Below are 13,195 nucleotides of genomic sequence, written 5' to 3'. Positions count from 1 at the left end.
AGGACTGACAATGCACACACCCCGTACCCTAATCGGCCTGGCCGTCACAGCCGCACTGGGCGCCATCGCGCTCAGTGGCTGCGGCAGCAACGACTCAGACACAAATCGCAGCCAGGTTGGCAACAGCGCCGCCAATGAGGCGACCAAAGGCCCGAACTGGATTACCCAGCCGGTGGACTTTGTTAATCCGCTGATTGGCAGCCAGGGCGTATTCAACCATCGCCAGGCGGCCAACGTGGCCGTGGGCGCCTCGCTGCCCTTCGGTATGTTCAATTTTGGCCCCGAGCACGCCTACACACAGGCGCTGCTTGATGAAAGCGAAGGCTTGAAAAAGCGCGTACTGGAAGAAAAGGTGCGTATTCCCGTCTCCCCCGGCGGTTACAACTACGACGCCACCCGGGTTAAGGGATTCAGCTTCACCCGCCTGTCCGGCACCGGCTGCCTCGGCGCCTCAGGCGAAGTGCCTGTGCTGCCGTTTTTGGAACCCATCAGGCACTCACCCGATACAGATTTGATGGACGCTTACTACAGCGTGGGATATAGCCACGCCAACGAAAGTGTGCGCCCCGGCAGTTACCGTCTTACCTTGGATAACGGCGTTGGTGTGAACTTAAGCGCCACTGAGCGCAGCGGCATCGCCGAGTTTGATTTCCCCAAAGATGCCGACGCCAAGCTCCTGTTCCGCACCGCCTACAATCAGCTTGGCAGCGAACACGCCAGCACCCGCTTTAATCCTGAAACCGGCGAAATCACAGGCTCAGTCACCAGCGGCAACTTCTGCGGCTATCTGGGCGAAGCCAACCGCTACAGCTATTACACCCTGCACTTTGTGGCCAAACTGGACGTGCCCGTAACCTCCAGCGGTGGCTGGCAGGATGACAAGATGCTGCCGGGCGCCAGCTACAGCGAGGGCGGCACCGGCTACGGCCCCAAGGGCGTGCCCGAGCTTGGCAAGGGCTCAGGCCTGTGGCTGGAACTGGATACCGCCGCGCAGCAAAAAGTCACCATGCGGGTGGGGATCTCTTACGTGAGTGAGGCCAACGCCCGCCACAACCTGGCCGCCGAGCAGGCCCATAAAGACTTTGGTGCCGTGGAAACTGCGGCCAATAACCGCTGGAACGAGACCCTCGCCAAGGTCAGGGTTGCCGCCAACACGGAGGCAGACAAAGACCGGCTTACCACCTTTTACACCGCGCTTTACCATGCGCTGCACCACCCCAACCTTTTCAGTGACGTTAACGGCGAATACACCGGCTTCGATGGCAAGGTGCATAAGCTGAGCGCGGGTCAAGCCGCGCAGTACGCCAACTATTCCCTCTGGGATGTGTACCGCTCGCAGTTGCAGCTGATAAGCCTGATGGAGCCCAAAATCGCCTCCGACATGGCCCAATCGATGCTCAATCAGGCCAATCAATATGGCGGCGTGTGGGACAGATGGACCCACAACTCGGGCGCGACCTCGGTAATGTCCGGCGATCCCGCCACCATCGCCATCGCCAACTTTGTCGCCTTCGGCGCCGATGATTTTGCAGTGGAAGCCGCCTATAAGTCTCTTTACAAGGCCGCCACCGAGCCTACTCAGTTTGACCTTGGCGACACCGGCTGCCCTGTGTTCTGCCGTGGGCAGCGGCCTTCGCTGGATCAGTGGTTGTCGCTCAACTACATCTCAGACCAATCCAACAGCTGGGAAGGCGCCAGCGAAACCCTGGAGCAGGTGAGCGCCGACTTTGCCCTGTCGCAGCTTGCCGCAAGCCTTGGCCATGAGAGCCAGAGCAAGCAGCTGCTGAAGCGCGCCGGTTACTGGAAAAACCTCTACAACCCCAAGGCCACCGCCGAGCTTGGTTACATTCAGGGCCGCAACAAAGACGGCAGCTGGAAGGCCGATTTCGACCCGGCGAGTCCGCATCTGTTTGTTGAGGGCAGTCCGGCCCAATACCTGTGGATGTTGCCCTTTGATGGCGCCGGCATGTCGGCGCTGCTTGGCGGCGACGCCGCAATGGAAGCAAGGCTCGATGGCCACTTTATCAAGCAAGACGGTAGCTATGTGCTGTTCCGCGACGATGCCTTCTTTGCCGATGTAAGTAATCAGCCATCCATCAATAGCCCCTGGATGTACCTGCACACTGGCGCCGCCTATAAAACCCAAAAGGTGGTGCGCGAGACCCTGAACACCCTGTGGCTGCCAACGCCCAAGGGCATCCCGGGGCAGGATGATTTGGGGCAAATGTCGTCCTGGTATGTGTTCTCGGCGCTGGGGCTTTACCCCATGCTGCCGGGCCGCGCCGAGCTGGTACTGGCCGCCCCTGTGTTTGAAGCCGCCGAGATAGGCAAGCTCAGCATCCGCGCACCCGGCGCCAGCAACGACAGACTCTACATTGATGAAATAGTGCTTGATGGCAAACCCAGTCTGAAAAGCTTTATTCCGGCGGATTACGTAGAGCGAAAAACCTGCCTGGAATTCAAGCTTTCAGACAAGCCGAACCCGGCCTTTGGCCAGGCCAAGACCGACCGTCCGCCTTCATTTTCACTGACAGGAAACTAAGCCATGGCCTTCGTTTCATCCACCCCATCCCACAGCGAAAGCGCCACGCCGACTCAGAGCCATCAGCAACTGCTGTTTGGTGCCATGACCAGTTTGTTTTTCATCTGGGGCTTTATCACGGCGCTGAACGACATTCTTATCCCGCATCTGAAAGGAATATTCGAGCTCAGCTACACCCAGGCGATGCTGGTGCAGTTCTGCTTCTTTGGCGCCTACTTTCTGGTATCGCCGCTGGCGGGGCTTATCATCGCCCGCATCGGCTACCTGCGGGGCATCATCTTTGGCCTGTGCACCATGGCCACAGGTTGCCTGCTGTTTTACCCCGCCTCCAGCCTTGAAGAGTATGAACTGTTCCTGCTGGCGCTGTTTGTGCTGGCCTCGGGCATCACCATCTTGCAGGTTTCCGCCAATCCGTTTGTGGCTCGCCTCGGCCCCGAGCGCACTGCCGCCAGCCGCCTGAATCTGGCCCAGGCGCTGAACTCGCTGGGTCATACGCTGGGCCCCCTGTTTGGCAGCCTGCTGATTTTCGGCGCTGCCGCTGGCACCCACGAAGCTGTGCAGTTGCCCTATCTGCTGCTGGCCGCCGTGATTGGCATTATTGCGGTGGGCTTTATCTTCCTTGGCGGCAAGGTCAAACAGACCGATATGGGGGTAGATCATCGCCACTCGGGATCGCTGCTGACCCATAAACGCCTGCTGCTGGGCGCGCTGGCGATATTCCTCTATGTGGGCGCGGAGGTGTCGATTGGCAGCTTTTTGGTGAACTACTTTGCCGAGCCCAGCATCGGTGGTCTGAATGAGAAGAGCGCCGCAGAGCTGGTGTCCTGGTATTGGGGCGGCGCGATGATAGGCCGTTTTGCCGGTGCAGCTCTCACCCGCCGCTTTAACCCGGCCATGGTGCTGGCAGCCAATGCCGTGTTTGCCAACCTGCTGCTGATGGTCACCATCATTTCCAGCGGAGAGCTGGCCATGATTGCAGTGCTGGCGGTGGGCTTTTTCAACTCCATCATGTTCCCCACCATCTTCACTCTCGCCATTGAAGGTCTTGGGGAACTCACCAGCCGAGGTTCGGGCCTCCTGTGTCAGGCGATTGTAGGCGGCGCCATATTGCCGGTAATACAAGGCCTTGTTGCCGACAATGTGGGTGTCCAGCTGAGCTTTATCGTGCCAACCGTTTGTTATTTTTACATTTGTTGGTATGCCTTCTTTGCCCGTAACCGGGCACATGGAGAAACTGCATCATGAGTAAAAGGGTGCTGTGCTTCGGTGAAGCCCTGATTGATTTTCTGTGTACCGGCAACGATGAAGACGATGGCCTGATGCTGCCCGGCTTTCGTCAATATCCGGGCGGCGCCCCGGCCAACGCGGCGGTGGCGGTGGCCAAGCTCGGTGGCCATGCCCGCTTTGCCGGCTTGGTGGGCAAAGACAAGTTCGGCGACTTCCTGGCCCATTCGCTGGCCCGTTACGGCGTGGACATCAGCCTGCTTGGCCGCCACGAAACCGCCCCCACCTCACTGGCCTTTGTGCATTTGAACGATGAGGGCGACCGCAGCTTCAGTTTTTACCGTGATGGCGGTGCCGACACCCTGTTTGATGCCTCCGCAGTGGATAACAGTTGGTTTGAAAACACCGCCATCTTACACCTGTGCAGCAACACCCTGACCACGCCCCAAAGCGCAGAAGCCACCCTGTCGATGGCCGACAAAGCCATTGCCGCCGGGCTTTACGTGAGCGTGGATGTGAACCTTCGCCACAACTTATGGCAAGGCAACCGCGCCTGCAAAGAGACAGTGATGCGCCTAGTGCACAAGGCCCATGTGCTCAAGTTTGCCAGGGAGGAACTTGAGTATTTGGCAGATAGCAATCAGCTCGACTTTATCCAAACCCTGCTCGATTCCGGCTGCAAGTTGCTGCTGGTCACTGATGGCGGCAATCCGGTACGCGCCTTTTTCGGCAAGCAAAGCTTCACCTTGGCAGCGCCCAAGGTGGATGTGGTGGATACAACAGCAGGCGGTGATGGTTTTATCGGTGGCCTTTTGTTTTGCATCGCCCGCGATGGACTGGATAGCCTGCTCGAAACTGAAACCACCCTCAACGATGCCCTTGGCTTTGCCATTGGCTGCGGCGCTCTGGCGGTAAGCCGCCCCGGTGCCTTCCCGGCACTGCCGGGACTCGCCGAGGCCGAGGCGTTTCAGGCCTCGATGGGCGACACCTTCCAGCCGATGTCCTTTGAGCACACAGAAAACCAGACCTGAAAGCAGAGACACCTATGAACTTCTACAGTCGTGACTTTTTGATGGCTCACTCCCAAAGCATTCTGGACTTTTACAACCCACGGGTACTGGATGCCAGCGGCGGTTACTTTCACAACTACTATGATGACGGCAGCCTGTTTGACCCGGGGTTTCGCCAGCTCGTGAGCAGTTGCCGCATCACGGTGAACTATGCACGTGCCGCCGAGGTGCTGGATAAACCTGAGTATCTGGCCCACGCCCGTCATGGCCTGCAATATCTGCTGGAGGTGCATCTGCAAGCGGATGAGCGCTTCGCCTGGACACTGAAAAACCATCAGCCCGAGGACATGACCCAGCAGGCCTATGGCTATGCCTTCGTGCTGCTCGCCTTCGCTGCTTGCCGCAAGGCCGGGATTTTACCGGACAACGACAAGCTGCTGTGGATCTTCCAGTTGCTCGAGCAGCGCTTCTGGCAGCCGGAATATGGCCTCTATGCCGATGAAATCAGTGCCGATGGCGTGCTGTCTGACTATCGCGGCCAGAACGCCAACATGCACCTGTGTGAAGCCATGATTTCCGCCTTTGAAGCCAGCGGCGAAGGCCGCTTCCTCGACCGTGCCATGGAGATTGCCGACAGGATTGCCAATCGTCAGGCGGCGCTCACCGGCGGCATCATCTGGGAACACTTTACCCCCGAATTCGCCATCGACTGGGACTACAACAAGGACGACCCCAAGAACCTCTACCGCCCCTGGGGTTTTCAGGGCGGGCACCAGACTGAATGGGCCAAGCTGTTATTATCACTCGCCCGCCACAGCCATCAGTCCTGGCTGATAAGCCGAGCCAAAACCCTGTTCGACACCGCCTTTGACAAGAGCTGGGACGAGGAGCACGGCGGTATGGTGTATGGCTTCGGCCCGGATGGCGACTGGTGTGACGACGACAAGTACTTCTGGGTGCAGGCAGAAAGCTTTGCCGCAGCCGCCATGCTGTATCAGCAGACCGGCGAGCAAAAGTACCTCGATGCCTACAACGCCCTCTGGGACTACGCTTGGCAACATTTCGTCGACCATGAGCACGGCGCCTGGTTTCGGGTGCTGTATCGAAATAACCGCAAGTATTCCAACAAGAAAAGTGCTGCCGGTGCCAAGTGTGACTACCACACCCTCGGTGCCTGCTTCGATAGCCAGCGGGATTTAACCTAACCCGGTGTATCCAAGGTCTGTTCCAACGTCACAGAATCAAAGGTTCCTTCCATTTTGCCGCCCCAGGGCGGCTTTTTTTTGCCCGCAATTCAAGGAAGACCCCAGGTTCACCGGATGATTAGTGTACAAAATGCTACCCGAATCAGGTTGAGACGCCGCCGCCAACACCCTATGTTGCAAAATTGTTCATTGTCCTCTTTTGAAGACAGCAGGAAATAAATATGGACTTTAACGCCCACAATCCTGTCAAAAAACAAACGGGCAAACATGCATAATCAATTCATAGAAAAGACAATTTAAAGGCAGCGCATCCACATGAAACCATTGTTTGGGCTTTCAAAAATTGCCACCCTGTGTTTAACACTCACAGGTGCAGGCGTAGTCGCCATTCCGGCTTATGCCGATGACGATATCCAGGATCAGGCCTCAGCCACCCTGCAATTTACCCTGATCACAGGCGAAAAAGTCTCTGCCGTGGTCAAACCCAATGGCCAACTCGCGGGCATTCGTTTGCACAGCGAAGACGGCACTGAGCAAGTGACCAGCCTGTATCAGGTAGGCAACGACCAGTACATCATCACCCCCAAGTCCCAGGCCTTAGTGGAATCCCGACTGGTGGATATGGAGCTGTTTAATATCTCCAAACTCCATGCGGGTGGCTATGACGACGCCTCAAGCGCAACCTTGCCGGTGATCATTCAGTATCGCGATGGAGCCCTCGCCGGCAGCGCCGTACCTGTTGCACCGCTCGGCAGTGAGCTGGTCAGCGAGATTGAACTCATTGACAGCGCCGTTATCGGCATCAACAAAAAAAACGCCGCCGAAGTGTGGCAATCTCTGACTGCCGACACCAGCGTAGAAGCCCTGTGGCTGGATGCGGTTATCCACGCCGATAAGTCTATCCCGTCGACAGCCGCTCTCACTCCCACGGTACCATTGACCGGTGCCTATGGCCCACTGGCAATGCCGTATCAGGGCCATGGAGTAAAGGTTGCCGTGCTCGATACGGGTTACGACACCGAGCACCATGACCTGCACGGCCGCGTGATTGCATCAAAAGACTTCACCTATTCCAGTAACGGCGTGGACGATGTGAACGGCCACGGTACGCACACAGCCTCTACCATCGCAGGAACAGGTGCCGAGTCCAACGGCCTGTGGGTGGGTGTAGCCCCCGGTGCCGAGCTCATTATCGGCAAGGTGTTGGGTAACAACGGCGGCGGCAGCACCTCCGGGATTTTGAACGGTATGCAGTGGGCTGTGGCCCAAGGCGCCGACATTGTCAGCATGTCTCTGGGTGGCAGCGGCACCAGTTGCAGCGGCCCGCTGGTGGACATGGTTGAGGCCCTGAGCAATCAGGCGCTTTTTGTGGTTTCGGCCGGCAACAGCTTTACCCGCGAAACCGTGGGTTTACCCGGCTGTGCCCCAAGCGCCCTTACCGTTGGCGCCCTGGACAGAGATAACAACACAGCGTCTTTCTCCTCCCGCGGCCCGTCTCCCGATGGCCACTCGGCCAAGCCCGATATCAGCTCCCAGGGGGTTGATGTGGTGGCTGCGGCATCCGGTGGCTTTGGCAGCACAGCGTATCGCGCCCTGTCAGGTACCTCCATGTCGGCACCCCATGTGTCAGGTGGCGCAGCCATCCTCATGCAGGCACGCCCGGAGCTGAGCCCCAAGCAGGTGAAAGATGTGCTGACCTCTTCGGTGCAAAAAACCGACGCCCACGTGCTTGAGCAAGGTGCCGGCCCCATGGATGTGAACCGCGCCGTGGGTCAGGTCGTTATCGCTGCGGCGAATCAGGAGCTGGGACGCTTTGACTCTGCCGCGCCTGCCGGTATGCATCAAGCCGCCGTGACCCTGAACAACCTCTCTGACGCTGACGTTACCCTGAGACTGACCCTGGACCTGATTGGTGAAGACGGCAGCACCCGCCTGCCGGCTACCCTGGCCGGTCTGGGCACCAAGTCGGTCACCATCCCGGCGGGTGGCAGTACCGATGTGCCGGTATGGATTGATTCAGACGTTGCCCTGAGAAGCGGCGCCTACGGCACCATCACCGGCCGCTTGGTAGGCAGCGATAAAGACACCCAGGTCACAGTGCCAGTATCCTTTTGGATTGAGCCACCCATGGTGGAGCTGTCTGTCTCCCTGACAGATCATATGGGCTTGCCGGCCTCTTCCCCATCCAAGGTGTACATCATCAACGAGGAGGACGATTGGGGCAGCCTTATCACCCTCAGCAATGGTGCCGGCAGCAAGATGGTACCCAAAGGAAACTACAGCGTTATCGCCAACATCATGACCTATGATAACGCAAGCAAAACCTCGGGCCTGGTGGAATCCGCCACTCAAATGGCTTACCTGGACTACAAAGTTGAGACTGACACGGCGCTGAGCTTCGACTCCAGAACTGCCAAGAAACTGCAGTTCAAGGCCGACAAACCACTGGCAACTCAGGGGTTCTCCTTCGGCTTTACCTATGCGCTGGACGACAACAAGCTGGCCAAACTGGCGGCTATCGAGCTGGCACCCGACTACGTGGATAACTTCTACGCCTGGTCTCAGGGCCATGACGATCGTTTCCGCTCGTTCGTGACAACCCGCGCCGTGGCGCCTGAAACCGTGCTGACTACGGCAGACGGCGAAGTGCTGAACTATGTCAATCAGGGGTTGTCGCTGGCGTTCAATGGTGAAGGTGAGGCTCAGGTCGTGAATGTGGGCGATGCAGGCTACGGTACCGACTGGAGCCAGTTCGATCTGCAGGGTAAGATTGCGCTGATTGCCAACCCCTACTATCTCACCTCTTACATGATCTCCAACGTGGCCCAGAAAGGTGCTGCCGGGGTTATCTTCTATCGTCCAGGTGCTGCCGGGCGCTATAAAACCGGTATCACAGGCACGGCCAAAATTCCTGTGGTTGCCCTGAGCAGCGAGCAGGGACAAGTACTGGCTGACATGGTTGCCGAAGGCAAGGATACGGTACGCTGGTCGGGTACTGCACCGGAATACTCACCCTATTCCTACTTTATCAACCACATCACCGATGGCCACGTGCAGTCAGGCGTTATCACACTGCAAGAAAAGAAAATGCACAAGATAACGGCAGCTTATCATTCCCAAAATGACAACCGCCCTGCCTGGCAGGACACAATGGCTGCGACCAACAGTACCGGTGAATTCTACTCAACTGGCAGTCCGCACATGCTGATGACTCCGCTGGTTCGTGATGAGTACTACACGGCCACCAGCAAAAACGCCTGGACCAACATTGTGATGAAACACGATAAGCTGGCTACCAACGGCGGTTACTTTGATGGACCAAGACGCATGACCGAAGGCGCAGTTGAGCACACCAACTGGCTCAAGGGTGCCCGTACCGGCAGTCTGAATTCGGGCAATAGTGCTATCGCCAGCCGCGATACCAACCTGCTGAGCTTTGGCTTCTCCATCTACGGCGATGCCGATGGCCACGATGCCGTCACCGGCATGAACGAGAGCGGCGCCTATGGTGTTAAACTGGATGGCAGTAATGTGTATCTGAATGCCGGCACCCTGACAGTGCCAGACTATCCTGCCGAAGTGAGCCTGGAGCTGCGCTCCTATCCTCGCGGCGTGGGCAGTTCATCTCCAATTAGAGACAACTTGGGTTCTTTCTACATGGGGGTGTACAGCTTTACCACCATGCCGGAAAACCAGGGCGTTCAGCCAGTATTGATGCCAGCGGTGGACTTGCCGCTGGCACTGGATAACACCGCCGTTGCCGGTGAGCCTATCAAGGTGACCCTGGGCGCTATAGTCGATGGCAAGGGCCCAGCCAACCTGACCGAGGTAAGCCTGCAATATGGCTATGGTCAGGAATGTTTGCCGGTGAGCCCAAGCGTGTTTCTGTACTGCCCTGTTTCGCAGAAGTTCGCCGACAGCAGCTGGCAGTCTGCCGAAGTCACTCAGGAAAATGGCCAGTGGGTTGCCATCATCCCCAACGCGGCCGAAGCCGGTAACTACGTGCACCTGAAGCTGACCATGTCAGACGAAGGTAATAGCCGTGCCGAACAGCTGATGATGCGCGCCTATCAGTTGAAGTAAGCACTGCGTGTGTTTAAAACCTTCAAAGCCGCACTGCCAAAACCAGTGCGGCTTTTTCTTCGGATTCCACCGCTATCAACCAAGTCAAAGCACGACACTCAGAGGCTTGGGAAAGACGATTAACAACCGCGATTGCGTGGAACACAGTTCCCGTTGAAGTTATTGGCGCGACGGAAAAACAAAAAAGCCAGCTCAAGGCTGACTTTTAAGTTGGTACCAGAGGTCGGACTCGAACCGACACGCTTTTAAGGGCGGGGGATTTTGAATCCCCTGTGTCTACCAATTTCACCACTCTGGCACAAATTTTCTCATTATCAGGCTTCTAACCCGACAATGACGTTGGATTATACGCGGCCCCATTCTCTTGGCAAGCCCTTTCCCGCGCTTACCGAAAAAGGATGTTTCGATTGCGCAAAAATACGACAGGCGACGTTAGTCGGCGCCTTTGGCCAGCAGATAGGGAGCATATTCCTTATCGCTGCCCTGGATGTGGTTGATAAGCCAGGCCTTGAGAAACGCCATCAGCTCATCGGAGACATTTTCCCCCCTGCCAACCCGGCGCTGGAAGTCGAGCACCTGAGTGACCAACTGCTTGTGCTCGTTTTCGTGGGCCTGACTCTGAGGGTAGCCAAAGCGGGCAAACAGCTCCTCTTCGTAGCTGAAGTGGTTAGCTGTGTAATCCACCAGCCCCTGTACAATACGTTTGATTGCCGCCAACCCATAGCCCTCATTGATGGCCCGGTGCAGCTCGTTTATCAGGGTAATCAGTCTTTGGTGTTGGCGATTGACTTCGGCCATACCAATGTCGAGGGAGGGGCCCCAGCTGACAAAGGCTTTCTCATGGCTGATACGGCTCTTGTCCACATGGAATCTGTGCAGCAGCGAACCGATTTCCTGAGACATGTTGAAGAGTTTAAGGCTGGCAAGATTGTTACGGTTGGTATTGGCAGCATTTTCGGTCGCCTGATGGGAAATAGAGGCAATAGACTCGTTGATTTGCTCGGCCACTTGCTGCTGATGCTCGGACGCGGCGGCGATTTGGTGGCTCATCTGGGTGATTTCGCCAACCTGCGTCACTATCACTGTGAGTGCTTCGCTGGCCTCACTCACCAGCCCCCGGGTTTCCTCTGCAAGTGCTACAGAGGCATGCATCACGGCCACCCCATTGCGACTCCCCGCCTGCAGCGCCTGTATTTGCTGCTGAATTTCCACTGTCGCCTCTGAGGTGCGTTTGGCCAGATTGCGCACTTCATCTGCCACCACAGCAAAACCACGGCCGTGTTCGCCGGCTCTGGCACTCTCAATGGCAGCATTGAGGGCCAGCAAGTTGGTTTGCTCAGCAACCTGAGAGATGGTGTCGATAATGCTGCTGATGCTGGCGGCATCCTGCGCCAACTGCTCGATGACAATTTCACTCTGGCTGATCTGCTCGGCCATCGAGTTAATGCGTCCCACCGCCTGATTCACCAGGCGACCACCATGCTCGGCGCGGCCCATGGTGTCATCGACCGAAGCCGCAACACGTGAAGCGCTGGCAGAAATATCCTGCACCGTATGAACCATTTGCGCCATGGAGGCTGCCGCCTCTTCGGTACGCTGTTCCTGTGAGGCCACACCCAAGGCAGCAAGTTCGCTGACAGACTTAAGCTCTCTGGCAACCTGATTCATCGCCTCGCTGGTATCCGAAAGCGCCGACACGGTCCGGGTGACGTCTTCACTCATGCGCTGTAGCCCTTTGGCGACCTGCGCATAGTTATCACCAGCGTAACCATCAAACCTCTGTGTCAAATCACCGTCGGCAAGATTAGCTACCCCGGTCTCCAAACTCGCCAGGGTTTTGGCCTGCCCCATAAGGCCAACACCAATGATAACTGCCGCGAGCAGCAGCGCCATGGCTTCAAGCCACAGGGATTTGGCCAACAACAGCACCAATACAACTAACAGCAGCAGCCAGCCCAGTCGTTGGAACATCTTGTTTTCAAAAAGCATTGGCATCCCTCAAGCTCACTACGCGGCTACCCCAAAAGAGAGGGAGCCAGGTAGTTTCTCTGTTCATCCCAAAATCAATTATGGTTCAGGCTCTCAAAATTGAGCAAAAGTTGATTCACATCAAATTATTAACACTTGTTTTTCATAGTGCTAATCAATAGGGAGCTTTATTGATCAAGATCAGGAAAGCCAACTGAACTGAGAGTTACCTTAAATCCGACTTCACGGAAAAGAGGATTTCAATCATGGCGTTTTGGCTGGATTTGATGTTTGGTAACCCGATAGGGTTAATGTCAATGATAGTGATCTTCACCACTTTAGGGATAATTTCCTACATCATGTGGATGCTGTTTGTGAAGTCTGCGAAGCCTTAGTTTTTGCTTTCAATGTTCTTAACTGTGCATGTTTCAAGAGTGAATTAGGGGGCCGAATGGCCCCCCTTTTTATGTCTGTGTTTTTGTTCGGCGCGGCTCAGGCAGCGCGCTGGGGTGGCTTGCGGTGTGATACCACGTTACCCACAAAGCCAGGACGCGCCTTTATCAGGTTTTGCATATCTTCCTGACTCAACTCCCCATTGGGCAATCTGAGCACATTTCGGTTCAGATGCTCTCTCGCCAGCATGCTTATCTTGTAATCTGCCGTTGAACCCTGGATGGCATAGTGCTTCACATTGCCGAGGCACTCAAGAATATTGGTATCCACCAGGCTGCGAACTGCCAACTCTTCCGTCGGCAGGGTCAGAATGGTTTTTCCCTGTAAAAAGAACTCTCTGAGCAGCGCACGTTCAGCCGGATCGAGCAATTTCACCTTGTGCTCAATGACTTCTTTTTTCCGTTTGGTCCCCAGATAACTGATAGCCTCGTCCAATAAGAAATTGGCCAAAAGCGATGCAAAAAAAGCGCAGGCAACAATCAACCCAAGGCCTATCAAGGCCGACTCCTGAATTACCCACTGGTCAAGATGCAAAGTCGCCAGCCAGGATTGCGGCGCAAATTTCAATGTCAGGGTCGCTATCAGCAGCCAAAGCATGCTTCTAAATCCCCAGGCTTTCAGTGACGCTACCCCCGGGACATTCAATTCAGGCACCTTCATCACACACCTCTTCCGTCAAAAAATTGAACTTCTGCTCACTCAAAGCAAGT

Annotated in this window: 8 protein-coding genes and 1 tRNA gene; 6 read left to right on the top strand and 3 right to left on the bottom strand. The window is 56.3% G+C overall.

Annotated features, from left to right (window positions below; translation table 11 throughout):
• Positions 1 to 10: 10 nt before the first annotated feature.
• From K0H79_RS02870 to K0H79_RS02850, 5 genes are all read left to right on the top strand, one after another.
• Complete coding sequence (locus tag K0H79_RS02870; RefSeq protein WP_220077243.1) at positions 11 to 2,542, top strand: GH92 family glycosyl hydrolase; 2,532 nt, start codon at positions 11 to 13, stop codon at positions 2,540 to 2,542.
• Between the two features lie 3 nt (positions 2,543 to 2,545).
• Positions 2,546 to 3,787 carry a sugar MFS transporter gene (locus K0H79_RS02865; RefSeq protein WP_220077242.1) on the top strand — a complete coding sequence of 414 codons (1,242 nt, stop codon included), beginning with the start codon at positions 2,546 to 2,548 and terminating at the stop codon, positions 3,785 to 3,787.
• On the top strand, positions 3,784 to 4,797 hold the full coding sequence (locus K0H79_RS02860) for a carbohydrate kinase (protein ID WP_220077241.1): 1,014 nt from the start codon (positions 3,784 to 3,786) through the stop codon (positions 4,795 to 4,797). The genes K0H79_RS02865 and K0H79_RS02860 overlap by 4 nt, the downstream gene beginning before the upstream one ends.
• Positions 4,798 to 4,811: 14 nt before the next feature.
• On the top strand, positions 4,812 to 5,981 hold the full coding sequence (locus tag K0H79_RS02855; RefSeq protein ID WP_220077240.1) for an AGE family epimerase/isomerase: 1,170 nt from the start codon (positions 4,812 to 4,814) through the stop codon (positions 5,979 to 5,981).
• Positions 5,982 to 6,296: 315 nt separating this feature from the next.
• Positions 6,297 to 10,064 carry a S8 family serine peptidase gene (locus K0H79_RS02850; RefSeq protein WP_220077239.1) on the top strand — a complete coding sequence of 1,256 codons (3,768 nt, stop codon included), beginning with the start codon at positions 6,297 to 6,299 and terminating at the stop codon, positions 10,062 to 10,064.
• A 211-nt stretch (positions 10,065 to 10,275) separates the two neighbouring features.
• On the opposite strand, the gene K0H79_RS02845 is transcribed toward K0H79_RS02850, so the two are convergent.
• Together K0H79_RS02845 and K0H79_RS02840 are read right to left on the bottom strand one after the other, a co-directional pair.
• A tRNA-Leu gene (locus K0H79_RS02845) sits at positions 10,276 to 10,362 on the bottom strand.
• Between the two features lie 134 nt (positions 10,363 to 10,496).
• Complete coding sequence (locus K0H79_RS02840) at positions 10,497 to 12,035, bottom strand: bacteriohemerythrin (RefSeq protein ID WP_258405463.1); 1,539 nt, start codon at positions 12,033 to 12,035, stop codon at positions 10,497 to 10,499.
• A gap of 263 nt (positions 12,036 to 12,298) precedes the next feature.
• Here K0H79_RS02840 and K0H79_RS02835 point away from each other — a divergent pair, with 263 nt between their 5' ends.
• The gene (locus tag K0H79_RS02835) at positions 12,299 to 12,427 is read left to right on the top strand and encodes a DUF3149 domain-containing protein (protein ID WP_011758669.1); all 129 of its coding nucleotides are present in this window, start codon (positions 12,299 to 12,301) and stop codon (positions 12,425 to 12,427) included.
• Positions 12,428 to 12,524: 97 nt separating this feature from the next.
• Here the strand turns inward: K0H79_RS02835 and K0H79_RS02830 are convergent, their stop codons facing one another.
• On the bottom strand, positions 12,525 to 13,145 hold the full coding sequence (locus K0H79_RS02830) for a superinfection exclusion B family protein (RefSeq protein ID WP_220077237.1): 621 nt from the start codon (positions 13,143 to 13,145) through the stop codon (positions 12,525 to 12,527).
• Positions 13,146 to 13,195 lie beyond the last annotated feature (50 nt).

It is taken from the genome of Shewanella sp. FJAT-52076, assembly GCF_019457455.1.
GTDB classification, from domain to species: domain Bacteria; phylum Pseudomonadota; class Gammaproteobacteria; order Enterobacterales; family Shewanellaceae; genus Shewanella; species Shewanella zhangzhouensis.
Note: the sequence above shows the minus strand (reverse complement) of the source record. Positions and strands in the feature narration are given on the sequence as shown.